Source organism: Neobacillus sp. YIM B06451 (assembly GCF_032667185.1).
Lineage (GTDB): Bacteria > Bacillota > Bacilli > Bacillales > Cytobacillaceae > Bacillus_D.
In genome coordinates this window covers 105,192-131,400 of sequence record NZ_JAVFKJ010000012.1, presented here as the reverse complement: position 1 = coordinate 131,400, position 26,209 = coordinate 105,192, and the positions used below count along the sequence as shown (strand labels likewise).

General features: G+C 42.5%; 27 protein-coding genes. 7 read left to right on the top strand and 20 right to left on the bottom strand.

Going from position 1 to position 26,209, the window contains the following annotated elements:
- Nucleotides 1-27: 27 nt before the first annotated feature.
- From RB160_RS17925 to RB160_RS17890, 8 genes are all read right to left on the bottom strand, one after another.
- Nucleotides 28-402: a DUF3899 domain-containing protein gene (locus tag RB160_RS17925; RefSeq protein WP_316571797.1), complete on the bottom strand. Its 375-nt coding sequence runs from the start codon at nucleotides 400-402 to the stop codon at nucleotides 28-30.
- 75 nt (nucleotides 403-477) lie between these two features.
- On the bottom strand, nucleotides 478-2,112 hold the full coding sequence (locus RB160_RS17920) for a peptide ABC transporter substrate-binding protein (protein WP_316571796.1): 1,635 nt from the start codon (nucleotides 2,110-2,112) through the stop codon (nucleotides 478-480).
- A 25-nt stretch (nucleotides 2,113-2,137) separates the two neighbouring features.
- Nucleotides 2,138-3,136, bottom strand: coding sequence for an ABC transporter ATP-binding protein (locus tag RB160_RS17915; RefSeq protein WP_316571795.1), 999 nt, complete (start codon nucleotides 3,134-3,136; stop codon nucleotides 2,138-2,140).
- Complete coding sequence (locus RB160_RS17910; RefSeq protein WP_316571794.1) at nucleotides 3,136-4,152, bottom strand: ABC transporter ATP-binding protein; 1,017 nt, start codon at nucleotides 4,150-4,152, stop codon at nucleotides 3,136-3,138. Before RB160_RS17910 ends, RB160_RS17915 begins: the two co-directional genes overlap by 1 nt.
- 12 nt (nucleotides 4,153-4,164) lie before the next feature.
- The gene (locus tag RB160_RS17905) at nucleotides 4,165-5,106 is read right to left on the bottom strand and encodes an ABC transporter permease (protein ID WP_316571793.1); all 942 of its coding nucleotides are present in this window, start codon (nucleotides 5,104-5,106) and stop codon (nucleotides 4,165-4,167) included.
- Nucleotide 5,107: 1 nt separating this feature from the next.
- A complete protein-coding gene (locus tag RB160_RS17900) occupies nucleotides 5,108-6,034 on the bottom strand; it encodes an ABC transporter permease (RefSeq protein WP_316571792.1) in 927 nt (308 codons plus the stop codon).
- A 115-nt stretch (nucleotides 6,035-6,149) separates the two neighbouring features.
- Entirely contained in the window at nucleotides 6,150-7,001 is an 852-nt protein-coding gene (locus tag RB160_RS17895; RefSeq protein WP_316571791.1) for a M55 family metallopeptidase, read from the bottom strand.
- Nucleotides 7,002-7,214: 213 nt separating this feature from the next.
- Nucleotides 7,215-7,661 carry an Lrp/AsnC family transcriptional regulator gene (locus tag RB160_RS17890; protein ID WP_316571790.1) on the bottom strand — a complete coding sequence of 149 codons (447 nt, stop codon included), beginning with the start codon at nucleotides 7,659-7,661 and terminating at the stop codon, nucleotides 7,215-7,217.
- Nucleotides 7,662-7,958: 297 nt separating this feature from the next.
- Here RB160_RS17890 and RB160_RS17885 point away from each other — a divergent pair, with 297 nt between their 5' ends.
- On the top strand, nucleotides 7,959-8,678 hold the full coding sequence (locus RB160_RS17885; RefSeq protein WP_316571789.1) for a suppressor of fused domain protein: 720 nt from the start codon (nucleotides 7,959-7,961) through the stop codon (nucleotides 8,676-8,678).
- A gap of 1,170 nt (nucleotides 8,679-9,848) precedes the next feature.
- Here RB160_RS17885 and RB160_RS17880 read toward each other — a convergent pair.
- The 7 genes from RB160_RS17880 to RB160_RS17850 form a co-directional block, all read right to left on the bottom strand.
- Nucleotides 9,849-11,819 carry a right-handed parallel beta-helix repeat-containing protein gene (locus tag RB160_RS17880; protein WP_316571788.1) on the bottom strand — a complete coding sequence of 657 codons (1,971 nt, stop codon included), beginning with the start codon at nucleotides 11,817-11,819 and terminating at the stop codon, nucleotides 9,849-9,851.
- 211 nt (nucleotides 11,820-12,030) lie between these two features.
- Entirely contained in the window at nucleotides 12,031-13,362 is a 1,332-nt protein-coding gene (locus tag RB160_RS17875; protein WP_316571787.1) for an FtsW/RodA/SpoVE family cell cycle protein, read from the bottom strand.
- On the bottom strand, nucleotides 13,359-13,793 hold the full coding sequence (locus RB160_RS17870; RefSeq protein WP_316571786.1) for a PadR family transcriptional regulator: 435 nt from the start codon (nucleotides 13,791-13,793) through the stop codon (nucleotides 13,359-13,361). The genes RB160_RS17875 and RB160_RS17870 overlap by 4 nt, the downstream gene beginning before the upstream one ends.
- A gap of 3 nt (nucleotides 13,794-13,796) precedes the next feature.
- A complete protein-coding gene (locus RB160_RS17865; protein WP_316571785.1) occupies nucleotides 13,797-14,348 on the bottom strand; it encodes a sigma-70 family RNA polymerase sigma factor in 552 nt (183 codons plus the stop codon).
- Between the two features lie 555 nt (nucleotides 14,349-14,903).
- Nucleotides 14,904-15,857: an NAD(P)-dependent alcohol dehydrogenase gene (locus tag RB160_RS17860; RefSeq protein ID WP_316571784.1), complete on the bottom strand. Its 954-nt coding sequence runs from the start codon at nucleotides 15,855-15,857 to the stop codon at nucleotides 14,904-14,906.
- A gap of 295 nt (nucleotides 15,858-16,152) precedes the next feature.
- Nucleotides 16,153-16,377, bottom strand: coding sequence for a helix-turn-helix transcriptional regulator (locus RB160_RS17855; protein WP_316571783.1), 225 nt, complete (start codon nucleotides 16,375-16,377; stop codon nucleotides 16,153-16,155).
- A gap of 1 nt (nucleotide 16,378) precedes the next feature.
- Nucleotides 16,379-16,825, bottom strand: coding sequence for a hypothetical protein (locus RB160_RS17850; protein WP_316571782.1), 447 nt, complete (start codon nucleotides 16,823-16,825; stop codon nucleotides 16,379-16,381).
- A 469-nt stretch (nucleotides 16,826-17,294) separates the two neighbouring features.
- Between RB160_RS17850 and RB160_RS17845 the strand changes: the two genes are divergently transcribed.
- The gene (locus RB160_RS17845; RefSeq protein WP_316571781.1) at nucleotides 17,295-17,903 is read left to right on the top strand and encodes a hypothetical protein; all 609 of its coding nucleotides are present in this window, start codon (nucleotides 17,295-17,297) and stop codon (nucleotides 17,901-17,903) included.
- Complete coding sequence (locus tag RB160_RS17840) at nucleotides 17,884-18,510, top strand: TetR/AcrR family transcriptional regulator (protein ID WP_316571780.1); 627 nt, start codon at nucleotides 17,884-17,886, stop codon at nucleotides 18,508-18,510. The genes RB160_RS17845 and RB160_RS17840 overlap by 20 nt, the downstream gene beginning before the upstream one ends.
- 289 nt (nucleotides 18,511-18,799) lie before the next feature.
- Here RB160_RS17840 and RB160_RS17835 read toward each other — a convergent pair whose 3' ends face one another.
- The 4 genes from RB160_RS17835 to RB160_RS17820 all read right to left on the bottom strand — a co-directional run bounded on the left by RB160_RS17835 (nucleotide 18,800) and on the right by RB160_RS17820 (nucleotide 21,789).
- Nucleotides 18,800-19,351: a hypothetical protein gene (locus tag RB160_RS17835; RefSeq protein WP_316571779.1), complete on the bottom strand. Its 552-nt coding sequence runs from the start codon at nucleotides 19,349-19,351 to the stop codon at nucleotides 18,800-18,802.
- Between the two features lie 169 nt (nucleotides 19,352-19,520).
- A complete protein-coding gene (locus tag RB160_RS17830; protein ID WP_316571778.1) occupies nucleotides 19,521-19,949 on the bottom strand; it encodes a hypothetical protein in 429 nt (142 codons plus the stop codon).
- A 110-nt stretch (nucleotides 19,950-20,059) separates the two neighbouring features.
- Nucleotides 20,060-20,419 carry a hypothetical protein gene (locus tag RB160_RS17825; protein WP_316571777.1) on the bottom strand — a complete coding sequence of 120 codons (360 nt, stop codon included), beginning with the start codon at nucleotides 20,417-20,419 and terminating at the stop codon, nucleotides 20,060-20,062.
- Between the two features lie 368 nt (nucleotides 20,420-20,787).
- The gene (locus RB160_RS17820) at nucleotides 20,788-21,789 is read right to left on the bottom strand and encodes a VanW family protein (protein WP_316571776.1); all 1,002 of its coding nucleotides are present in this window, start codon (nucleotides 21,787-21,789) and stop codon (nucleotides 20,788-20,790) included.
- Between the two features lie 281 nt (nucleotides 21,790-22,070).
- Between RB160_RS17820 and RB160_RS17815 the strand changes: the two genes are divergently transcribed.
- Entirely contained in the window at nucleotides 22,071-22,898 is an 828-nt protein-coding gene (locus tag RB160_RS17815; RefSeq protein WP_316571775.1) for an STAS domain-containing protein, read from the top strand.
- Nucleotides 22,899-23,137: 239 nt separating this feature from the next.
- On the opposite strand, the gene RB160_RS17810 is transcribed toward RB160_RS17815, so the two are convergent.
- Nucleotides 23,138-23,449, bottom strand: coding sequence for a winged helix-turn-helix transcriptional regulator (locus RB160_RS17810; RefSeq protein WP_316571774.1), 312 nt, complete (start codon nucleotides 23,447-23,449; stop codon nucleotides 23,138-23,140).
- 152 nt (nucleotides 23,450-23,601) lie between these two features.
- On the opposite strand from RB160_RS17810, the gene RB160_RS17805 reads away from it, so the two are divergent.
- From RB160_RS17805 to RB160_RS17795, 3 genes are read left to right on the top strand one after another with little or no spacing between them, the layout of a single operon-like run.
- Nucleotides 23,602-24,447, top strand: coding sequence for a VOC family protein (locus tag RB160_RS17805; RefSeq protein ID WP_316571773.1), 846 nt, complete (start codon nucleotides 23,602-23,604; stop codon nucleotides 24,445-24,447).
- Nucleotides 24,448-24,485: 38 nt separating this feature from the next.
- Nucleotides 24,486-25,532: an LLM class flavin-dependent oxidoreductase gene (locus RB160_RS17800; protein ID WP_316571822.1), complete on the top strand. Its 1,047-nt coding sequence runs from the start codon at nucleotides 24,486-24,488 to the stop codon at nucleotides 25,530-25,532.
- A gap of 36 nt (nucleotides 25,533-25,568) precedes the next feature.
- A complete protein-coding gene (locus RB160_RS17795) occupies nucleotides 25,569-26,165 on the top strand; it encodes an NADPH-dependent FMN reductase (RefSeq protein WP_316571772.1) in 597 nt (198 codons plus the stop codon).
- The last annotated feature ends 44 nt before the right edge of the window (nucleotides 26,166-26,209 follow it).

Sequence of the window (26,209 nt, the reverse complement as noted above, 5' to 3'; positions counted from 1 at the left end):
TTTACTGCACCTGGCGAGACCGGTTTTTTAATAGAAGAAAAACAATCCAAGCAATGAAACGCTGACGGAACTGAAGCCGAATATAGATGTGTAGGTGATCAGTTGGCGAAGGAGTCCCCTTTTAAATTCCGCAAGGCTTTCGTCCTCCCTGGCCCGCTCGTCTTCGCGCTCCATTGCCCTGGACTTTGGTGAGATGAAAGAGCCCACCTTAGTGAAGCCCTCCAAAAACAGGGTAAGGAATCCTGTTTTTAAAATCAAAAAGATTGCGCTGGCCAAAAGGAGGCTGATGCCTACTAAAAAAGAACGGTTAACAAACTCTATCCATGACATAGACAACACAAATTTCGCAATCAGCCATGTAATAATTAATAGAAGAAAAACGGTGCTTTTTTTGGCCATCATGCTCCCTCCTTTAACCAACAGGCAGGAAAAAGCTGCTGGAACGCTTTTCCCTGCTTTTTTTACTCAATTCCCACCTTATTCAGAAACCATTTTCGCCCACTTCACGTTTGGATAGCGGTTGAATGGATACACGACATCCTTGACTTTCGGTGATGTCAAGTATGTGTTGGTGTAATGGTAAACCGGGAAGAATGGAAGTTCTTCCATCAGGATATCCTCCGCCTGGTGAAGGAGTTCAAAATGCTTGTCCGGATCCTGTGCAGCCTTTGCCTCGGCCATTAGTTTGTCGTATTCCTCATTTACCCAGCGTGAGCGGTTGTTCGGGCTATCGCCAAGGTAGTAATCGAGGATGACAACCGGATCGAGCAAGGTGCCAATCCATCCCATCCTGGCCATCTGGAAGTTTCCTTGTTGTGTTGTATCAAGATAGGTCTTCCATTCCTGGTTGGCCAACTTGACGTCAACGCCAAGGTTTTTCTTCAACATTTCCTGAACCGCTTCGGAGACTTTCTTATTGTTTTCGGAAGTATTGTAAATTACGGTAACTGGAGGCAGTGTCTCCCAGCCTTCTTCCGCCATTCCCTCTTGTAAAAGCTTTTTCGCTTCTTCACTGTCTTCTTTGAAGTATTCTCCGCCTACTTCACGGAAATCGCCCTTGGATGTTTCCACTCCAGGAGGAACGAATGCATAAGCCGGAGTTTCCCCTGCTTTTGTAATATTCTTCGTCAATGGTTCCCTGTTAATGGCCAATGCGAAGGCGCGGCGTACTTTCGCATTCGTAAATGGTTCTTTCGTTACGTTAAACATGTACATATATGTTCCAAAGTAAGGAACGTTTTTAAACTCTTTGCTGTCCTTTTCTTGGTCTATGACGTCCGTCGGCAGAGTTTGAATCAGGTCAAGCTCCCCTGTTTTGTACATTTGATAATAAGTTGTCGCATCGTTCACGACTTTCCAGGTAACCTTTTCGAGTGTGATGTTTTTGTTGTCGTGGTAGTTCTCATTCTTTTCCGCGACAACCTGGCTGTCATGCTTCCATTGGGTCATTTTGAATGGCCCATTGCTGACATAGCCGTCAGCTTCGCCTGCCCAGTTTTTGTTCTGTTCGACAAGGTCCTTCTTGACTGGATAGAAGGTCCACATGGTCAAAAGCTCCTCGAAATAACCAAGCGGATTGTTAAGTTCAACAACGAGGGTATGGTCATCCGTTGCTTTTACCCCGACATCATCAATTGTGCCTTTTCCTTTGTTAACGTCTTCAGCGCCTTTTATGTAATACATATAAAATGCGAATTGCGCTCCTGTTTCTGGATTAATCGTACGTTTCCAGCTATACTCAAAATCGTGCGCGGTTACGGGTGAGCCGTCAGACCATTTCGCATCGTCACGGATTGTGAACGTATACGTTTTGCCGTCATCGGAAACTTTGACGTCTTTCGCTGTTCCTAGGACCGGCTTGCCATCCTTGTCTTTTGTGTACAAGCCTTCAAATATGTGGTCCAAAATCCATCCAGAGGTTGTATCCGTAGCCATGGCCGGATCCAATGCAGGCGGCTCGTTTATTGCATTGAGAACAAGTTCCTGCTTAACTCCTTTCGTGCCACCTTTCGACCCGGATGCCGAAGAACTTTGATTTCCGCCGCCGTAGCAGCCAGCTAAAACAGTACTGAGTACCAAGAGGGCAGCTAACATCCAAACCCATTTCTTCATTTTCCCTTCCTCCTTAGATGTATGATTATTCGTTATATAGATGGCACGCCACCCAATGCTCCTGCTGCACTTCCCTGAAATCGGGAATCACTTCGGCGCAAATGGACATGGCATGCGGACATCTCGTACGGAAACGGCAGCCGCTCGGTGGGTTGACCGGGCTCGGGGGATCCCCCTGAAGCACAATCCTTTCCCTTTTGGCGGCTCCTGGTTTCGCGACGGGAATCGCGGACATCAATGCCTGTGTATAAGGATGGAGCGGCTCGGCGAACAAATCATTACTGGTTGCGAGTTCCATCATCTTCCCTAAATACATGACGCCGATCCGGTCACTGATGTGCTTGACCATCCCGAGGTCGTGTGCAATGAACAAGTAGGTTAACCCTTCCTGCTCCCTCAGGTCTTCCATCAGATTGATGACCTGTGCCTGGATGGAAACATCAAGCGCTGAAATCGGTTCATCCGCAACGATGAACTTTGGATTGACGGCAAGCGCCCTTGCGATTCCGATCCTCTGCCGCTGCCCTCCACTAAATTCATGTGGATACCTCCGGGCATGCTCGGGGCGGAGGCCAACTCTTTCAAGCAAATCGTAGACGCGCTCCTGCCTTTCTTTTCCCTTTGCCAAGCCGTGCGCGTCAATGCCCTCAGCAATGATGTCCCCAACCCGCATCCTTGGGTTCAGAGATGCGTGCGGATCTTGGAAAATAATCTGCATTTCCCGGTTGGCAATCGCCTTTTCCTTTCTTCCAAGCGTGCTTAGGTCAGCTCCGTTGTAAAACATTCTGCCCTCGGTCGGATCCTGCAGGCCGACAATTGTTTTGCCGAGCGTCGACTTGCCGCTCCCTGATTCGCCAACGAGGCCAAAGGTTTCCCCGCGTTTGATTTCAATCGAGATATCGTCGACTGACTTAACGGTCTGATTGTTTTTGATCGTAAAATACTTCTTCAGATTCTCTACCTTAAGAAGTATATCGGAGGCGGCGGACTGTTTTTCCGCGGCTTCCTCGAGCAATTTGGCCATCAGTTTTCCCTCCCTGCTGCCACAAGGTCTTCAGCCTTCGGGGCTCTTGGATCGTTTAGCCAGCACCTTGCATAATGCCCTGATTCCGTTTCAAAAGCCGGTGGCATTTCTGAAAGGCAGACTTCCATCGCATATTTGCATCTTGGGGCAAAAGGGCAGCCCGCCGGCGGCGAAAAAAGATCCGGCGGAGATCCTTCAATCGGGATCAAACGCTCCTTTTCAGTGCTTGTATGATCCGGAATGGACTCCATCAGACCCCATGTGTACGGATGGCGGGGATTTTCAAAAAGTTCGCGGACTGAGCCGCTCTCGACCATCATTCCGGCATACATAACGATAACCCGTTCCGCGGTCTCTGCGACAACCCCAAGGTCATGCGTGATAAGGATGATTGCTGTATTGGTTTTTTCTTTTAAATCCCTCATTAAATCCAGAACCTGCGCCTGAATGGTCACATCGAGCGCGGTCGTGGGCTCATCGGCAATCAGCAGTTCAGGGTTGCAGGCAAGGGCAATGGCAATCATTGCCCTTTGCCTCATCCCGCCGCTGAATTCGTGGGGATATTGATTGTATCGGTCTTCAGGGTTCGGGATGCCGACTAGTCGGATCATGTCGATCGCGCGCTTTTTCGCTTCCCCTTTTCCGAGCTTCTGATGGACAATCAGCCCTTCCTCGATTTGCTTGCCAATTTTCATCGTTGGATTAAGCGACGTCATCGGATCCTGGAAGATCATACTAATCTTAGACCCTTTCACTTTTTGCATTTCACGTTTTGATAGCTTTAGAAGGTCTCTTCCTTGAAAAAGGACCTCCCCATTTTTGATAATGCCGGGCGGTGTCGGGATGAGCCCCATGACCGTTTGGACCGTGACGCTCTTTCCGCTTCCGCTTTCCCCCACAATGGCGACGATTTCGCCTTTATTTACATGGAAGGAAACATTGCGGACTGCCTTTACCTCGCCGCCATATGTTTTAAAATTCACTTCGAGGTTTTTTACTTCGAGTAAATGGCTCACAATTGCTTCCTCCTATTTCCGGTTTCTTGGATCCAAAGCATCCTGAAGTCCGTCCCCGAATGCATTAAATGCAAACATTGTCAGGGAAATCAAGAACCCAGGGAAGAACAGCCTCCACCATTGTCCACTCAGGATGACTCCGAGTGCGTCGTTTGCCATCGTCCCCCAGCTTGCGAACGGCGCTTGGACGCCAAGGCCAAGGAAGCTGAGAAACGATTCGGCGAAAATGGCCTGTGGGATGGTAAACGTCAGGTTGACAATGATGATGCCAATCGCGTTTGGCAAAAGGTGCCTCAGGATAATTTTCGCATGGGATGTCCCGAGTTTTTCCGCGGCCATTACATATTCCTGTGATTTCAATTGAAGAATTTGGCCCCTTGTAATCCTTGCCATACTGACCCATCCGGTAACGGTCAAGGCGATAATTATGGATATTACCCCGGGTTCCATAATAACCATCAGCAAAATCACGATCAAAAGGTACGGTATTCCGTAAAGAATTTCGATAATCCTCATAATGATGTTATCGATACGGTCGCCCTTCTTGCTGCGGCCGGCCATATACCCGGCAATCCCTCCGATTGTGACTCCAAGCACGAGGTCAATAAAAGCCGCGACAAATCCGATTGTCAGTGAAACCCTGGCCCCGTACCAGGTGCGGGCCCACATATCCCGGCCGAGGTCATCTGTTCCAAACCAATGCTTGCCGGGCGCCATGTTCCCATTCGCCAAATCCTGGCCGGATGGGGTGTAGGGAACCATTTTTGGTCCGAAAATCGCAAAAAACACGATTACGACAAGAATCGACATGCCGAGGACGGCCAATTTGTTTTTCATGATATTCATTGCGGTTTCTTTCCAAACACTCAGTGACGGGCGCTGGATTGGGTCAACGATTCTTTTGTCGGGGGAGACAGGAACAAACAATGTGCTTTCAATTTTTTTTGCACCCATGTTATTTCCCTCCGCTCGTCAGTTTGATTCTCGGGTCGATTAGCCTGTACGAAATATCGATAAGGAACAGGATGACCACAAGGATGGTACTGAAAAAGATTGTCGTTCCAAGTATGACGGGATAATCCCGGTTAAAGATGCTATCAACGAAATACTTTCCGAGGCCTGGAATCGCAAAAATCTTTTCGATGACGAACGTCCCAGTAATCAGGGCGACCGCCAACGGACCGATAAAGGTAATGACCGGCAGGATTGCATTCCTGATTCCGTGCTTGATGACAAGCCGAGGCGTTGAAAGGCCTTTGGCATTGGCGGTCTTTATGTAATTCTGGTTCATGACGTCAATCATGCTCGAACGCATAAACCGCGCGATAACAGCCATTGGCGAGGCTGCAAGCGCGAGTGAAGGGAGGATGCTATGCTGGAAGCTTCCCCACGAAGCAACCGGGAGCAGCCGCCATTCGACCGCGAAATACTTGATTAACAACGGCGCCAATATGAAGCTTGGCACCGAGATGCCGAGGATGGCAATCATCATCGCCAGGAAATCAATTGGCTTATTATGGTTGAGCGCCGCAATGATTCCAAGCAGAAGGCCAAAGATTAGGGCGATGGTGAGTGCTTGTATGCCCAGTGTTGCCGAAGCGGGTAACCCGTCCGCAATAATGCTGTTCACTGTGCGGGTTTCCGATTTAATTGACGGGCCGAGGTCCAGCATCGCTAGGTTTTTCATATACAGGGCATACTGGACCGGCAGAGGCTTGTCCAAATTGTATTTCGCGCGAATGTTTTGCAAAACTTCCTCCGGCAGGACATCCGCATCGGACGCGAATGGATCCCCAGGTATAAATTTCATGATGACAAAGGTTAACGTAATAATGACCCAAAGCGTCAATAGCATCGTTAATATCCTTTTGACAATGTACATCTCCATTCACCTCGCTATATTTAATGGTTTGCGGACGGTTCCTTTTTCATTTGATGCCGATTCGTCCAAATAATTGCTTTGCGTTTCAAAACTTAAGGCTTAGGCCATTAACTACTTAGGCATTCACCGATCCGAGGACGCCGTTTGTGGCCGTCATCGCGATTATGACGCAGCCCCACATATGTTTGTAGGCAGTGACCATATCATCGCATGTAAACCGGATGCTTTTGGGTCCCGTCAATTGGACGGTTGGCAGTGTGGTTGTCATTTTTGCCTGCTGTGGGCCTTTGAATTTCAAATCGAATGTGACTGGGCCTTCGCCAATCACAAGTGGCTTTGCCTGTTTTGCTTTTTTAACAGCCGCTTCAGCCCTCTCCCGGATTTCCTTGCGTGCGACTTCTGGATGGAGAAGCTCGGCGGCGAAGCGGTCCACCGCCCTTTTTGTTACGGCTCCTTCTACTTCCGGAAGGGTTTCCTGGACTTCTTTTACATAGGCGTCATCGCCGCTGATGAACAACGCAGGAACTCCCATCGAACCAGCCACATAGGAATTCATTTCCGTTTCACCGACGACCTTGCCGTTGATTTTCATTTCTTCGACACAAATCCCTGCCAGTGTATGGCTGATCACCGTTACATCAGAGCCGCCTTCACGCCCGTGGTGGCCGACGAACATAATACCATCGAATGACTCATCAAGCCCCTCCAGCTGGCACATCACCCTGTTATTCCCGGAAACGAGACGGGCTCGCGGATCGAGCTCTTCGATGATGATGTTCGACATGTTGCCGTGTCCATCCGCGACAATGACCTCTGTCGCTCCCCCGTTAAATGCCCCTTCGATTGCAGCATTAACATCCGCTGTCATCAGTTTGCGGAAACGCTGATATTCCGATGGCGTTTTCAGCTGTTGGTTTGTCGCGACCCCGGAAATGCCTTCCATATCTGCCGAGATAAAGATTCTCATATTCTTTCCCCCCATCATTCGAATAGTTTGATTTTTATTTAGAGAGTGGCCCTTAGCCACTGTTCTCTGACTCTAGCTGACTCTATTAAAATTCGAATTTCTGATTTTCTGTGAGATTCAGGATTAATGCTTTTGAGTGTTCTTTTAAAAAATAGGATACCGAATGTTCGTAACCGCATGGCCCCGATACAGGTCAATCAAAGCCCCGCCTCCTCAAAAGTACTCGTAAGAATTCTTGAACACTTCTAGTTGAATGATTGAATTCACCTCAGTAATGCTAGTTAGTTCATTTATTTTCAAAAGGGTTTGCGTTATGTCATCCTGGGTGGGAACCGCAATTTGAACCAATAGGGAGTATGGGCCGGAAGTCATGGTTATGTACCTGATTTCCCGGAACTTTTTAAGTTCCTCCACAGCATCCTTCACTTTTTGCGGCTGGACTTTCAATAGAATGATCGCGCCGGCCTTCACTCCAATTTCAACTGGATTGACTACCCCGAAAACGCCCATAATCCCGTGATCCAACAGATTCTTGTACCGCAGACGGACGGTCTTTTCGGTCACATTCAGAGCGGATGCAATTTCAGAGAACGACATCCGTCCATCCCTTGCCAACTGTTTGATGATGCCCCTATCTAGCTCATCAATCTCATACTTCATACACATTCCCCATTCCTCTTTGATACTTTTTTACTATTTTACTTCCAAAATCAGTATTTTACCTTTATGTAAATATCAAATTAAGTAGGAATTTTTATGTTTTGTAACTTTTTAAGAAATTAAAGAAAATTATAGTGAATGAATTTTCAAAAAGCAAGAATTATATGAAAATTTTATTATTTTTGTGAAAACAAAAAATAGAGCCACTATTTCCCAGAAACTTTGCAGGATTTTGGAAAAGGTAAGAGAATTATCTATATACCAATAAAATTTATTCTCCTTAAGGGGGCAGTGAGTGTGTGGTTTAAAAGGAAACAGAAGGTTTCGAAATCCGGTTCGCCAATTTACAAATACGATCCGGTGGAGACGAAGTTTGAGGGAATTAGGGATTTTGACGCCGAGGCGAAGGAGATGTTTGAGGAGCATATCGAAAAGCATATCGGAAAAATCAATATGGTGTTCCATGAGATTATCTCGAATATCGTCCATGTTGATGTATACCATGTTGCTCCTACAAAAGAGCGCCCCTTCCATACGATGATCACACATGGGATGAGCGATCTTCCAATGACTGTCCCGGCAGGCGCCGAAGACTGGAGATACGCCGAGCTCGTTTGCTTTTTGCCAGAAGAGTACGATGTATCCGAAGAGGGATTCAAGGATGAACGAAATTACTGGCCGATTGGGAATATGAAATTCCTGGCCCGCTTCCCGCATGAGTACAAGACTTGGCTAGCTTACGGCCACACCTTGCAGAACGGGAACCCGATCGAGCCATTTATCGATGGCACGAAGCTCTGCGCCTCCCTGCTCATTCCGCCAACGATTGTGGATAGTGAATTTTTCCGGCTAAAAGTAAGGGAAGACAAACTGATCAATATTTACAACGTTTTCCCTATCTATCTTGAGGAAATGCAATTTAAAATGGACCATGGCATTGACGAGCTGACTGAGAGATTCGACCATTTCGGGGTTAATGATTTATACGATTTGAATCGTGTTAATACGTGCAGATAACCTGCCTCGTTTTTTGTAAAATATCCTACGAAAAAAACCGCTATCCCGAATAGGATTACGGATTAGTTATAAGGTGGAAATTCGGATTAACAGTGCTATTCACTAGTAATTTACACTATAATAGCTGACAATCAAGTGAGTTAATTGGCATAAAAAATGGTTGGAGCAATTTTGATGCTCCAACCATTCTTTTGTCATTATTTTCTTTAACATTAGCACCCTTATGTTTAAGTACATTGGTTCACAAACTTAAAAAAGTACGGCAGACCTTACTGAATTAAAAAACAAAAAATATTACAAAAAACAGAACTATTGTCCATATGTAGGAAGTAAGGATAGTTTTGTTAATACGATTGTTATTTCTTTGTTTCTTATGCTCAATCGAGAAAATAAAAAGGAATATTAAAAATAGAAAGTATGTAAGGAAAACATATAACAGTGATCGCCACTGTTCAACCCAAGTCATAATGGGTCCTAAAGTTCCCCCCACTAATAACAGAGTTATAGATATAACCCCTACCGTGATAGTAATCTTGGGCATCAAATTCCAAAAGGACCGTTCTAAAATATTGTTTCGCTTTTTTGCCTCAAATAAAAAAATTAAATAGAAGCAAGATAAAACCACTGTTACAATAATAAATGTGATGTAAATGTTGTTTACTGGGGTCCAATTTGCAGAATAGCTAACAATTCTGTTACCCTCATTCAATTCTAATACAGCCATCAATATTCCTATAGCACCTAATGTCAGGATTTGAAGTAATAACCATTTCACGTGACATACACCTCCTAACTATATTACGAACGACTATAGTAAAAGTTCTCAATAATTCAGTTATTGAACATAACTGCCCGTTTGTTTAATAACAAGTTCAACAAAAAAGTGAGGAAATCCTTACTGGATCATCGCACCCGTTACTTTAAGTGTAGAACTTCACATCAACTTGTAATAATCTTATTTATAGATTGTTACCGTTATTTTCAATTACATTAGTTATCTTTTGGCCTATATCAACACATTTGATACTCTCTGTCACCCCCGCTCTATCGGACAAAGCGGTGTTCCAAAAGGATAAAAATGTCCGTTACCCCACCCCATCCAATGACCTGCCTCAACATAAATTAGGGGAAACCCCAAACATGGTTTCCCCTCATCACATATCAATATGATTAAATGGTAATTTCTATATCCAATGCCCCGGTTTTTAATGTGTTAAAGGGGGTGTGGCTTGCTGTTTGGTTTGCTTTGATCCCAACCATCACCTGGGTGTGGGAAGCAGATCGAATATAATAATATCCCATCACGGTTGATCCTGCTACAAGCCCCCCGGAACCCGCATCCATCACTTTTACGAAAGGGCTCGTTCCTGATGGCACATTTTTTAAATTGACTGCCAGCCCATACGTATTCGATACGATAGAATCGACAAATTGAGTGCCGGCTTTGTAGGTAACAACTCCATTCCCGGAATTGGCCGCGATTCGAAATGCAACGGGCTGCCCTTGAATAGGCTGATAGGCTGCGTTACCGCCCGTGAGAGTATTTGCAAGAACGGTTCCGTTTGTTTCAGCTGTTAATGGTTCCCCAATTGTGCCAAGCCGAACTGTATTCCCAAACGCCCCCACTTTATCACAATTCCAGAGCTTAATTCCATTTTTAGCTGCTGAATGCGGAAGCTTGACGGTATTGCCTGACACCGTTCCTTCCTGAAGATTTCGCACCATGATTCCGATCGGGATAGCTGAATCCTCTATCTCAACCTCATTATGGCTGACGTTGCCCGAATAGTTAGGCTGTGTGGCCACGGAATAACCGCAATAGATGGCACAAGGGTTAAAGGCAGTGATGGTTTTATCAAGCTGGTCTGGAACTCCATGGATTATATTTCCCTCTATTGATACCCGGTCAAATGCTCCTACAAAAATGATACCGTATGTCCCGAAGCATTTTTTTATATGATTGTTTTTCACTAAAGCATTCAATTCCTGGGTTGCTTTGGTACCTCCCCTTGCCCCTTCAAGTGCGATGGCTGCAAGTGGATTTCTCGCATATCCGCAATTGACCATTTTATTATTGGCAATAATGGAGTCCCGTGCGTATTGAGTAGAATTTACATATTGATAAAAAATCCCGCAGACCATGGAATCGGCTATAAAATTATCCGTTGCAATCATACCGCCTCCGGAATGGGCATCAATCCCCTTTCTTTTGTTGCCCCGTATGGTATTAGCGTGGAACAATCCATCCCGTGCTTTTGAATAGTTGGTGCCCACCATATTGATCCCATACCCGGGATCTACATAAGTATGGGTTTTCGAGGCGTTTGGATGGCCTGCCCGCTCAATCAGGCAATCGATGACTTCAGGCCGGTCAACAGCTGACATGGCAAAATTAGCGGAATAATTATCATGGCCATAGCAATTGATAAATTTGATATCTGAATTATCACTATAACCTAAATTAGCTGGAAAATAATCGCCCAGGTGGCCAATAAGGAACCCCGCATAATTAAAACCGTAACTTTCACATTTTTCAAGGGTGATCCGCCTGCACCCCCGGTGAATCAATATTCCAGATCCAATATTTCCTATAAACCCGCCACCAAACGTTCCGAAAGGGATTCCATCATTTTTTAATTTCGCACTGGTATCAAAGCTATTGTTCTTATAGTAATTCCAATAACCCGATGTTGGATAACCTCCTGCCGTGGTACCCTTTTCTCCATAACCGGTTACTGGATCCAACGGAGGAAACTTGCCGTATCCTTTTGTTTTCAGTCCTTCAATAACGATGTCTTCACAAAGCTGAAGTTCCAATATTCCCTGTGCATGAGTGCGAGTTTCAAACGTGGCACCCCAGGCACTGATCCTGATATTCTTCTTCCCCCTTAGCAGCAGGCAGGGCTGGTCATTATTCGGGAAGTCGGTTAATGCCTTATTTTTTTCTACCCAGTAAAGGCCAGGGGGGATAACGATGGTGTCCCCAGTTGCCGATTTATCAAATAACGCTTGTAATTCGGCGGTCGACTGCACCCTGCCCGTAGGATCGCCCGCCTGCAATGTGATACTGGACATATAAGCTGATAAATCCTTATTGTTAGGAGGAGTCATCTTACTTTGTTCCTCATTTGCAAAATCCATTTTCTCACCTCTTTGCTAAAAATTCTGTATCCGTACCAGGTCTGAAAAGCCTTCAGGCACCCTGTTCTTCTTAGATATGATATTTATATGCTTGTTCAAAATCAGAAGTATAGGCACTTAGGAAATAAGCAGGAGGAGTTTACTCAATAAGGGAAGGGCGACAACTATTATTTAGCTGTCGCCCTTTTTATCAACATTTACATGTTTGACTTTAACTTTTAATTTCATCTGCAATCGTGGGTTCTACAAGATCTTTTCTTCGATAAACATTTAAAATGAGTCCTAAAACAGCAGCGTAAAAGAGTATCGCACTGCCTCCATAACTAATAAAAGGCAGAGAAACTCCCATTATCGGCACGACTCCAAAGCTCATCAAGATGTTCCAGGTAGTAGGAACCGCAAATAATGTAGCACCACCAATTACGATCAATCTCCCATAGAGGTCCTTTGTTTTAAACGCATTTTTTGAGATCCTTGAAATAAATATCAGTAGGATCAAACAAAGAACGAATCCGAATGCCCAACCAAGAGAATAGACGAGGAAGGGGAAAGCAAAATCTGTATGTGCTTCTGGTAACAATTGAAAATTCAACTCGTTGGTAAGTCCGTTACCGAACCATCCCGCTTCTGAAAGGACATTCCTAACCGCCATATACAAATATCCTTCTCCATTTGAATCGGGACTAGGGTTTATAAAAGCAGATAATCTAGTTAACAAATAACTTTGACGTGAGGTCATGTAGAACATAATAATGAAAATGATACCAGCCAATAGATTTGTTATGGCCAGATTTACAGCTAATTTCTTATGGATTCGAGCGAAAGCAAACATCCCAAGTATACAGAAAAAGTAAATCATACTAATCATAAAGCTTGGCACCACCGTGTATAGCAAGATGGGGGTCCAAAATAAAACCAGAAGTAAACCTTGTTTTTTCCAACTACGGAACTCATTTATTTTGTTAAAAATACCAGCCCAAGCAAGAAAAAAGAAAAATAAGCTCATCATGGTTCCATCGACCGTCAAGCCTGAAAGGGAAACCCACTTTTTTGCTCCGTCGGCCATAAGTCCAAATAAATGGAGATATGAATGGATCAACAGGCCGATCGCATAAAAGTACATCCACCCGTTCTTTAATTTTCGGTAATCAAAGAAAAGGAATCCAATGATTACAAGAACAGCCAGGGTGTACCAAATAGCCTGTCTCCCAATAAAATAGGCACCTGATAGGGAAAATTCAGGAATTCCGTCAACTAACGGGAGAAAACTAATACCAGCAAAAATAACAAATAAAACAATCAAAATCCAATCCATTTTTGGCTTATGGAGGGGATTTAAATTCTCTCCAATGGTAAATGGATTTCCCATTTCTTGAATGGCCTTTTCATCTGCATCCTCTTTAGAAAACCCTCTTTTTTTGTAAGATTGACTTAACTCTTGCAGATGATGAATAAGCTCTTTTTTTATCATGTTGTGGGCTTCCTTATATTTCACTTTGGATGTTACTTTACTTAAAAATTCTTCAAATTTGGGAGAACTCATAAGGACGCCTCCTCTAGTAAGTGTTTAAGGGATAACTCTTGTTTTGATTTATCTTGTTTATAGGTAGCTAAGTATTTTTTCCCTTTGGAATTTAAGGAGTAATATTTCTTTTTGTTTATCCATTTTGAAGTAAGAATTTCTTTATTTTCTAGTAGATGTAGAAGTGAATAAAGCTGCCCTTCATTTTTTTGGAAAGTACGTTCGTTTTTTTGAAAAAGTCGGGTAGAAATAGTGTAGCCATCCATTAATTCATGCTGAACCGATTCTAATATAGCTATGATGGTTTCTATCTTCCAAGAATGAAATTGTGATTGAGATTGTCTCATACGAATGGATTCTTTCACCGCATTTTTTCTTTCATTAGAAAAAGATAAATCCTTGAAAATTGATTTCTTCATCGAACTCTTCAGGTTAGTAAATGGATCATTCATCTCCTAAACCTCCTCGATCATCTTGTCTTTTAATAATTCTTTCGCACGCTTTAATCTAGTTTTTATTGTATTTATATTTACTGTCGTAATCTTACTTATTTCGGCTAAGGACAGTTCTTCATAATAATACAGAAATACTACTTCTCTGTACTTTAGAGGTAAATTCATGACAGCATTTGTTAAGATGTTCTCTTCACTATTAGCGATAATCTCCTCTTCAACCTGTTTTGATTTCGAAGGTATATAATCTAAAATTTTATCGCTAAGCGTTATTTTGCGATAATGCCAGCTTCTTAAGTAGTCCTTACAACGATTACTAGCAATCCGATATAACCACGTTTTTATTGTTGCCTGCTGATTAAACTGATTGTACTTTTCATAACACTTTAAAAATATCTCCTGCGTTAAATCTTCTGCTGTCGTTCGATTTTTAACATATGTATATACGAGATGCAGAATATCATCGCTATATTCATGCATTAATTGATCAATTATGTGCTCTCTCTCATCCAGCATACTTTCATCTGTCACCGCCAGTTGTTTTAGTCCATTCATCTAGTTATCACCCTCTCACATTATAGACGTAGCTAACCCTCATCTGGTTTGAAAAAATAAAAGTTTTTTATGTTTATCTGTAATCTAGAGGATAAATGGAAAAAGGAACAACCTCTTTTCAGGTTGTTCCAGAATGTTGTAGGTAGGTAGGATGGCTTATAAGACTACTTATTCGATTAATAATACCTTACTTCTCAGAAGGAACTGCAAGTACAACAGCTCCTAAATTCAGAATTTCTTAGCGTCGTAAATCTGCGTTTTCCTGACGCTACCCTTTTTTACTAACCTGCCCAGTTAAATAAGGAATTCCACAAAAACAGTGGTTAATCCTTCCTGGATCAACGCACCCGTTACTTTCAGTGTAATTCTTTACAATCTAACTGTGGTTCTCACTTTAAATATTCTAAGGAATACTGCTCCTTTTTTACAAAAACAAAAAGAGCTGAAGCTCAATGAATCTTCACCTCTTGCACCAGTTCTTAAATTGGTTCTTTATTATTTATCTGTTTTATTCATGAGAATTTTTATCAAAAGTTAATCCAGATTGGAATAATTTCACTCTATTTTGAGAACAACCTTCCCCTTTGTCCGTCCACTTTCAACGTGCCTATGAGCCTCTACAATTTCATTTAAGGGAAAGCACTTTTCAATTATAGGTCTTAATTTTTCTTTTTCCATAATCACTCTTAATAGGTCCAAGTCACTGTCATTAGGTTTTGCAAGATGGATCTTAGCCTTCTTACTACCTATGATAGAGCCTATCATCAATTGAATTGGATGATACTTGGGGTAGAGTGGGTGTTCTGTTATATAAATACCTTTTTCGGTTAGAGAACGCAAACAACTGAAAAAGGTCCTCTTTCCGACAGCATCCAGTATTACATCATATTTTTTTCCGTTGTGAGCGAAGTCTTCTTGGGTATAATCAATTACATGATGAGCACCTAGATTTTTAACCCACTCAATATTCGAGGTACTGCAAACTGCGGTTACTTCAGCTCCAAAATACACAGCAAGCTGAACAGCAAAGTGCCCCACTCCGCCAGACGCACCATAGATTAAAACCTTATCGCCTGGTTTTATCTTCCCTATATCTCGCAATGCTTGTAGGGCAGTCTGTCCGGCACATGGTATTGCAGCTGCCTCTTCAAAGGTTGAGTTGTTTGGCATAAAGGTTATACCATTTTGTCTTGGGCAGACATATTCAGCATGGGAGCCGACACAACTTCCAAAAACCTTATCGCCAACCTTAAATTTTTGTACATTTTTTCCTACGGCTTCAACGGAACCTGCAACGTCTATTCCCAAAATTTGTGTTTTTGGCTTTGTAAGACCATTCTCTAATCTGGTAGGAAAGTAACCTTTTCGAAATAGATTGTCATATTGATTTACTGAGGCGGAGACCACTTTAATTAATACCCTATCTTCATCTTTGATGAACGGCTTATCAACATCTCTAATCTCCATTACTTCAGGGGAACCATAAGATTTAAAAACTGCTGCTTTCAATTTTTTAACCTCCTAATAATTATCAAATTGTAAGATATCTTTAAGCCTTAATAATAAAATTGAACCCGCCTTACAGGGTGTCTACTTGATATCTTGTTGATAACTTCATCTAGAAATGGGAGGTAAGTGCAGATTCATTAAAAACATTACTTTCGCAAAGTCATAGTCATACTTTACAAAATGATTTTGACCTTGTTTACCTGTTCCGTAGGTGGCTTTACGGTTACACATTTTAATCTGAACACAATAGGTTCAAGACAGAATATATAAGTTCAATCCACGAACTGTCTAGTTCCTACTGTTCTAAGTTATCTCCATAAAAAAATACTTCTTCCAAAGGTAAGTCAAAGGAGCGTGCAATGCGAAAAGCCAGTTCTAAAGACGGGGAATATTTACCCTTCTCAAGAGCAACAATAGTTTGCCTTGTTACGCCTACCTTGTCAGCTAATTGCTGCTGGGTCATTTCATGATGGTTAAATCTTAATTTTCTAATGTGGTTGCCGACAAGATTTTTACCCATATTAGACTCCTTTCCTATAATGATAAAGTCTTGTAATAGAGCCTGTCACATCGGACATAAATCCTGAAATGATTAGAATAATAAACATTATTTGTGACGGCTGAAAGATGATGAGAGAACCCATTGCAAGAAGAAACCCTAGGATAAAAACAAAAAATGAATTTCTTGTTGCTCTTAAATTAATGATGTTATCCAGTTCATCCTCAAATGTTGGTTCCTTTTCTCCTGTCGTAATTCTAAACGCAATGTTAAAAACGATATTGATTATAATGTTGGCAATAATTGAAACCAAAATTAAGCTAAAGACAAAAGACCCCCAAAAACGAAAGGTTTCAAGTGATTCTAGTCCATTTTTAGGAAATTGCGGATACATGTAAAAGCAAAAAGAACCAAAAATAACTATTACACTAACCAATGAAACGATGCTTTTTTTCTCTTGATAAGTCATTAATCTCCCCCCTTTAAGTAAAGTAATATATACAAAGTGTAATAAATTCCATACATAATGTCAAGTTTATTTTACACAAAACCATTTTACTGTTTGTATCTGAATTTCTTACTCCACTGAACCTCCCCCGTTTGAATAAGGAATTCAACAAAAAAAGGCGGTTAATCCTTCTTGGATCAACTCACCCGCTATGTTTAAGTACATTCCTTCTCAAACTTGGTTTAATGGAGAAATGCTGACCATTTATTTGAACAAGGGCTGCAACAAAAAGGGCAATAAGCCTATCTGGATTATTGCACCCTTTTATATTTATTCAGGAAATCCTCTTCGGATACATCAAATAGTAATGTCAGTTCTGTCGGTATTTGCCGAACAGAATATGGTGACAGGGAACTAACATCATCATAAAATTTAATTAACTCCAGTTAATTAATTTACTTGGGTAAAAATATCTTGAGGAGGAACTTCCTTGATCCGTAAACTTGAAGGTGTAACTATTAAGATGTGGCTAATGTTTTTAATTAGCTCACAAACCATTTACCTGGTCATGCAGACACATTCGATCCCTATGATTGTTAAGGAAGCTGGCGGCTTAATGATTTTTGATGTAAAGCCGTTGGGCTATAGTTTTACGTATGCGGTTAAATTTCTAACCCGGTTGTCTGAGGAAGGGTATAACGTGTATACGCATGTGCAATTACCGCTGGATTTTTTCTTTCCGTTGCTCAACTGCCTGGCCGGATTGTGTTTGTTCGGTTTGCTTATCCGCTTTTCCCATAAGTTGACCGGGAAATCAGCTCTAACCATCCATTCCTCTTTTTCAAAAATTGTATTGTCCCTCCCTTTGATTGCCATGATCTGTGATTACCTGGAAAATATCTTGATTTTGGTAATGCTTACCTATCAATCGGCGGTTCCCAGAGGTATTGTATATGCGGGAAATGCCTTTACGATTACGAAGAGCATGGCTACTTCACTTTTTTATAGTCTGGCCATCATAATTTTCATCTTAAGCTGTGTGTCCTGGATAAAAAAACGGAGAAAGAAGGAATCTATTCGTGGAACATTTTGGGGTTAGGGAAAAAAAGGCGGCACTTTTGAAAGTATCGATACTTGAAGAAATGCTAAGACTTCTGGAATATAAAAATCTAAATGATATTACCGTTGATGAATTGTGTACGAACGTCAATACGACCAAAGTGACGTTTTTTAACTACTTCCATTACAAGGAACAAGTACTGGATTATTTTGTACGAAAATGGCTTTATGACAGAAGCTTTGACACCCACTGCAAACGTTATTCGGGAGAGGAAGGTTTGTATCACGTTTTTCAGTCGATTTGCGAAGATTTTGTACCTGGCAAAAAAATCATGGTTTCCCTCATCCATTATTATAGTAAGCTCACCGAGAAACCTGCCGACATTGAGCTTTCATCTTATGAATATTACTTATTTAATGCAAAAGCATTCGAGCAAAAGGTCAAGCCCCTTAACTTGCAAGAGGTATTTACCTACTATCTCTCGGAGATACCGTCCATCCACTCCTCCAGATACACTGACGTTGTCGTTCAATTACTTGCTTTAATGTATGGTGTCCCAATTCAAACTCATATTATGGAGCTGAATGATATGTATCCTTTCTATCAGAGAGGCCTCTATAGCATTTTACGTGGAAATTGCACGTAGGTCTCAAGGTACACAGAACCTTAATCCAGATTCCGATCGCGTAAGAAAAAGTGGGTTTAATCCTTATTGGATAAGCCCACTGATTATTGCAATAAGGAAAACGTTATGCGGACTTGTAGTATTGGAATTGAATACACCCAGTATTCCTTTACTTTACAACATCTTGGTATTCAACTATTCTGCCCTGTTACTTCAATAAGAAGCCAACAAAAAATTGGTGCGTTTATCCTATCTCATCAACGCATCCATTAGCTTAAAAAGAATTCGCTTACCTTTTAAAAATTTTAATTTAATAAGGTTTTATGAATCTAATTTCAAAATCATCGGATATTCTACCAATGCTATGCCAATCATATTGATTAAACTCAGATAAGATTTTTTGATAAGTTTCCATAACTACGTCAACTTGTTCCTTATAGTTAAGGTTGCATTCTGCCGAAATGGCATCGAACTCATAATGCAATTCTTTACGCTCAATAAATTCAGTTTCCAACTTTAATTCCTCATTTTCAGTTGCAATGGTTACCAAAGGCGGGAAGGGGTATTCGTACGATTTCATCTTTAAAGAAATAAAACGAACTTCACTTTTTATCTTCATCTGCTTTATTAGCTTGGTGTAAATTATTACGGCTTTTTCAATCATTTCCTTTTTAAAATCAATTTCAAGCATTTGGTATTGTTCTTCAAACTCTTCCATAAACTTTTCACTATTCCAATTTTGTTTTAACTTATCCGTAGCCTCTAATAAGTTTACTAAATAGTTTATTTCATCCTTAGACATATTTAGGTCTTCCTCCGACGCTTTTTTTAATGCTTCTGTCATTTTCCGTTTATCGAACATTATCAAACCTCCTAAACCAATACGATATTTGTTAGATAGAATATTCAGCAATAATTAGTGAAATTCCTCTTCCACTCGCCGTTTCTTCAATACGCATTAAAATCCTTCTCTTTAAACTGCCCCGTTAGCACAATAAAAGTCGGATAAAATGTGTATTAAACCCTCATTTTCAATTATGATATTCAGGTTTTAAACTTATTTTTTTTCCTATTAAAATTTGTTCTACAAACGGAAGTTTGCCATTCTTTATTGACTCAATAGTTTCTTCCGACATTTCGGCTCCTGACTTTTTAGCACTTACAACTACTACACCAGAAGTAGAGGAATTTGCAGGCAATCTTACTATTTCAATTTTGGTAACAAGAGCTGTTTGAATGTAGGATGGAAAAATCAATGTAATGTAATAATCTTCATCACTATTATTGCTAATATTGTATTGCCATTCTAATTGTAATTGGTCATTCAGTTCTGTAATTTTACTTTCCGATTTAACAACTTCATAAGGGTTTTCGTCACTGCAACCTACGAGAAGAAACATAATTAAAGATAGGAAAAATAACGGTTTTAGTATACCTGGTGATACCAGTTTTTTATCCATTTTGTCCCCCAGTTGTTTTTCTCAATTTTACCATTTCATAAGGATTTTACCTTCTTATGAAAGTGAACTTTTCTTAAACTATCCTGCCTGGTTCAATAAGAGGGGCCAACTCATTCTCGATAAGCTCCTCCGATAACTTTTTGAGTATTCTCATCTACAAGTTTGCTTATATTTCCCAATACCTCACTCTTCTTCGAACGGAAAGTAACCATCGTAACTTCTTTTCCAATATAGGTAGCGTCATTTAATCCGAATCTACGGTCGTCCACGATTATTGTATTAACCTCAGCGTCCTTCCAACCTCCTATTACTTCTTCTCTTTCATTATTAGAAAGTGAATTCCAGGCTACTTCTCTTACATCCATTACTTTTTGGGTGGACTCTGTTTCATTTGTTGATTGTTGATAGGCAAAGCATCCACCTAATAGCAGGGATAGAACACCAATAACTGATAACAAAAACATTTTCATTGTAGCCCCCCATTTAGCTTTTTATTATTTTTACAAATTGGTATTTTTCACAATACTTATTGAACCTGCCCCGATTGTTCGATAAGCTCTCTTTTGGCTTTAACATAATTATCTGAAGACCGCCTAAATTTTCGAGAACATTAATTCGCTTATCAATTAGCATATGAATTCCTACGATGACAATAACTTTTGTCATCGTGCTGAAAGGGATCCGAATTATAGTGCAAATTTACCACTAAAAATCTTTGAACAATAAAAAGAAGCAGTCCTATTCAGTTGCGAATGGGACTGCTAATTGGCGAGTTAGTTAAGTTATTGTATTAGAAAACCGCACCCGATCCGAATAGGAAAACGGTTTTCAAATGAAGTCACACCCGTTTCTTTATAATCCCCTTAAATTTGCTGGCAGTTCGGATTTCTACGGTAAGCGTGCCCTTTCCGTAAATCGCCTTGATGATGAACGGGGCGCCGCTTGTATTTTTAAAACGGAAGTCGGGTCCCCCGTATGAGACGGTCGCATCCCTTCCAGCCGGAACATATCCTACGCTTAGTGAATGGTTGTGCTTCTCCACGTATTCGACTCCCAACTGATCGACCGCGTTAAAGAGGGTCGAGGATGTTTGGCAAATGCCTCCGCCTATCCCCATGACCAGTTTCTTGTTGACGATTTCCTTGGCGGGCTGGTAGCCATGCGCCTCGTCGCTAGGACCGACCATTGTATTAAAAGAAAAGATATCCCCCACCCCGACAAGCACGTTGTTGATTGCCTGAGCGGACAGCTCGATGTTTTTCGCCCGGCCGGCAACTTTGCTATCAAATTTGGTTGTATACGAAGCTACCAGTTCCTCGGTTAAATGTACCGCATCCGCAGGCTCGTAAGTGTTTTCAGTTGTATAGACAGGCAGAACAACATCCCCGCCTTTTTCGGAAACTTGCAGGACCTTTTCCACCAATTCTGCCTCTTCAAGAATGACACGCGGTTCCCCTTTAATGATATTCCCGTTTGCGTCCATTCTGTCGAGCGAGCCGCGCTGGTCATAGCCGGGTTGCCCATCTTTCCCTACTGCCAGATCCCTCGCCCATTTTTCAAGTTCCTTTTTATATCGCTCGTTATCCGTGCCATAGCCCATGTCCTTTGGAATAAAAGCATAGATGGCATTGCTTACTTTTGGATCTTTTATATAAACGACGGCTGCGGCTGGTTTTTCCACGGGTTTCCTTGCAGGCTCTTCCGCCTTTTGTGGTTCCGTTGTGTCCGCTGCTTTGACCGCTGTTGGCTCCGCTTTTTTAACCACTTCCACCTGGCTTGAACATCCACCCAAGCCTATTAAACTGCTGATCAACAAGAATGTTACTCTCTTTGTCCGCATAAAACCGCTTCCCCCAACCCGGAAATTTGTTTTCATTTCAGAAAAGAAACACTTCAGTATTATATTCATTATCTATTATAGGTATCCCTTCAAGTTTATGGAAACACTAATATTTACCAAAACCTTTTGAATGAAGCATACATTTTCCGTTTTGCCAAAGGATTTTCCCAAAGAATAACCACAGTTATTTGACATAAAATTACAAAAGTTCTTATGTCCATTCTGATATTCAGCTTGTATACTATTTTTAGATTAAAAGAAACTGAAAGGTGGTTGAAAGTTTGAGGTCTACGATAGAAATTTGCCTACAGGAAATGGCCGAACACATAATAAGCCAGAAGGAAATTCTCGCCCGCGAACGGTTTGATGCAGATTTGAATACATATTCAAATAAAGTGGATGAATCGTTAAAGGAATGGCGGGAAAACTTGATTGCTATATTTGCCCGTTCCATTTTTGATAGCTTGGAAAAGACGTATCGGCATTTGCAGGCTTGGGGATCCGAGGGGGTCAACCTTCTAGTCAACCTCGACCTTCCGTTGGATTTGGCGATTGAGGAGGTTCGGTTTTACCGGAATTCAATTGGCGAGATTCTTAAGAAGGAATCCTTGAAGGCAGACTTGTCGATTCCTGAGTTTTATGAAATTATATCACGCTTCGATTCCGTTGTTGACCGTGCGGTACATTGGCTCAGCGTATCGTATTCAAATACATATGCCGCCCGGATCACGGCAGCCGAGCTGACTTCGATAGAGCTGTCCATACCGATTGTCAGAATAACCGAACAAATTGGAATCCTCCCGTTAATTGGGGATATCGATACGAAGCGGTCTCAGGAACTGATGGAAAAGGCCTTGAAACAAGGGGCGGACCTTGGGTTAAGCCACATGATCATTGACTTATCCGGCGTTCCGATAATTGATACGATGGTTGCTAACCATATATTTAAAGTCATTGATGCACTGAAATTAATTGGCATCCAGTCCATTTTGACCGGCATCCGCCCGGAAATCGCCCAGACGATGATCAGCCTCGGCATCAAGGCGAGCGGTATTTCTACGTTTGCAAGCCTCCATAACGCTGTTAAATACCTTCAGGCAAAAATCTAACCTTTTAAGTACATTCCCGCGAATGTACTTTTTTATTGCCAACGATGGCTTGTTTAAAGTTCTGTTAAGTGACGCAGGGCCAAATCCTGAAAAGGTATCACTCATAACCGAAAGAATTTATCTGGATTCAGGTTTTAAATAGTAGAGAATAAACCGGGGCATACTTTAAAAAACAAATAGGATACAAACTGGGGCAAGCTGCCGCTCCCGTATGTATCCTTTTTTAAATGAATTTGTGGTTATTCTGTTTTCAGCCAGTTGTCAGACCAGCGTTCGATGTCTTTCATCAAAGGTTCCAATGCTTTACCCTTTTCGGTCAGCGAGTATTCGATGCGGACAGGGGTTTCTGGATAGACCTGGCGGTTGACGATTCCTTCATTCTCTAAATCCTTCAGCCTTTCGGAGAGGACTCTCCCGCTGACGCCGATGGAAGATTCAATGGTGCAAAAGCGCTGCGGCCCCGACAGGAGCTGGTAAATGATCAATCCTGTCCATCGCTGGCTCAGCAGGCCCATGGCTTTTTCGAATTTGGGGCAAATAGATTTATCCAACTTGATCAGCTCCTTTAATCTCCATTATACCCGTTTTAAAAAAAAATTAAATTACTTTATACAATTAAGTATACTTGACGTAATTAAATTTTAAAAATATAATTACTTACATAAAGTAACTTACTAATAAAACAAACAAGGAGGTGTCAAACATGAATTTTCACCGTGAACCGGCAACATTCGTTGGGCAGGTAAATTTGAAAGTGCAGGATTTGGAACGTTCCATTTCTTTTTATAAAGAGGTTATCGGCTTTAAAGTTTTGAATCAGTCTGAACGAAAAGCAAGCCTTACCGCTGATGGGAAGACCGTTCTTTTAACGATAGAGCAGCCGGAAGCTGTCAGGCCGAAGCAAGCTGGGACGACCGGGCTTTACCATTTTGCCCTGTTGCTGCCGAATCGCTCCGACCTGGCAAGCATCGTTGGGCATTTTATGAAAATTGGCCAGCGGATTGGTTCATCCGATCATCTTGTCAGTGAGGCTCTTTATTTATCTGATCCGGATGGAAACGGTATTGAGATTTATATCGACCGCGACCCTTCCGAATGGACCTGGTCTGGTGATGAAGTCGCCATGACTGTTGACCCACTGGACTTCGCCGGCCTTCTTTCCGGCGGCATTCAAAAATGGGAAGGCCTCCCTTCTGAAACCGTGATGGGGCATATCCATTTGCATGTAGCCGAGCTTCCTAAAGTGGAGCAATTTTACACAAAGGGGCTTGGGTTCGAGGTTGTAAACCGTTTCGGAAGCCAGGCGCTCTTTATTTCGACAGCTAAATACCACCACCATATTGGATTGAACACATGGAATGGCGTCGGAGCTCCGAGGCCGGATAAAAACAGCCCCGGGCTCGAGTCCTATACGCTGGTTCTTCCTAACGAGGAATCAAGGGCCGCCGTTGTGGCGAATTTGAAGGCAATTGGAGCGGATGTCACTGAAGAAGCTGGCAGTTTCGCGACCGAGGATCCATCCGGAAACCGGATTATCCTCGTGGTTTGATTTAAAGCAGTTCTAACGGAGGGAAGAAAACAACTATGATGGAAATTGGCCTTTATACTTTGGGCGACATCGGACCCGAGCCTTTTAGCGGTAGTACCATTAGCGCCCGGCAAAGAATTAAGGACATTATCGAAGCCGCAAAACTAGCGGAGGAAGCGGGACTTGATTTATTCGGGGTCGGTGAGCACCACCGCCTTGACTATGCTGTTTCTTCCATTCCCGTTGTGCTAGCTGCGATTGCCCAAACCACGAGTAAGATCAAGCTGACAAGCGCAACGACTGTTTTGAGCACGGTCGACCCGGTGCGGCTGTTCGAGGATTTCGCAACACTCGATCTTGTTTCCGATGGCCGCGCGGAAATCATTGCGGGCAGGGGTGCGTTTATTGAATCCTTCCCTTTGTTCGGATATGACACGGATGATTATGACGCCCTATTCACCGAACATATCGAGCTATTCTTAAAGCTGAATAAGAACGAACGCATTACGTGGAACGGCCAATTCCGCCCTCCATTGAGGAATATGGAAATTGCTCCCCGTCCCGTTCAAAAGGAAATCCCTATCTGGGTTGGCGTAGGCGGTTCGCCTGAGAGCGCTGCACGCGCCGGCAGGCTTGGAGTGGGCATGGCGATTGCCATCCTTGGAGGAATGCCGGAACGGTTTAAACCGCTTGTTGACCTATACCGGAAAACCGGTATCGAAGCCGGGCACCCTGCCGAGCAACTAAACGTTGGAATCACGGGCCATGGGTACATTGCAAAAACGACCCAGCAAGCAATGGATGAATATTATCCTTATTACTCCAATTACTGGTCCTATGTAAATCGCCAGCGTGGGATGGGCGGCACTATTTCACGGGCGGACTTCGATCGCATGGCTGGCCCGGATACGGCGTTGTTCGTCGGCAGTCCGCAGCAGATAGTGGAAAAGATTCTTTATCAGTACGAATTGTTTGGCCATACCCGCTTTTTGGCGCAGATTGATATTGGCGGTTTGCCATTCAAAAAGGTCGCTGAGGGTATCGAACTGCTAGCAACGCAGGTCGCTCCGATTGTCCGAAGGGAAACAAGTAAGGAAAGCAACTAGAAGCTACAACTAGACATTATTAAGGCGGTGCAGAAAATGGGTTTTTTCACTAAATTGTTTGGTATATCAAAGGAGGAAACTACAATGGCAGCAGAAAAATTGAACATCGGAATTATTTTGGGAAGCACACGTCAAGGCCGTGTAAGCCCACAGGTAGGCGAATGGGTGAAATCAATCGCTGACAAGCGCGGCGACGCAAACTATGAAATCGTGGATATCGCAGACTTCAACCTACCATTCCTAGGAACAACTGATGGAACAGAGCCAGGAATCGCGGCATGGAACGAAAAGCTTGCAAACCTTGACGGATTCGTGTTCATCGTTCAAGAATACAACCACAGCATTTCAGGCGCATTAAAAAATGCTCTCGATTTCGCGCGTGAAGCTTGGTACAACAAGGCAGCAGGAATCGTTAGCTACGGATCAACTGGCGGAGCACGTGCTGCAGAACATTTGCGCGGCATTTGCGGCGAACTGAAAATCGCCGATGTCCGCACGCATCCAACTCTGTCCCTGTTCACTGATTTTGAAAATGGATCAGAGTTCAAGCCACAGGAGCTTCACCTTACAAACGTCAACGCCATGCTTGATGAAGTTGTATCTTGGAGCGGCGCACTGAAAACAGTTCGATAATAGTTTGATAGACAAAGAGCGGGATTTAGGCCCGCTCTTTTTAT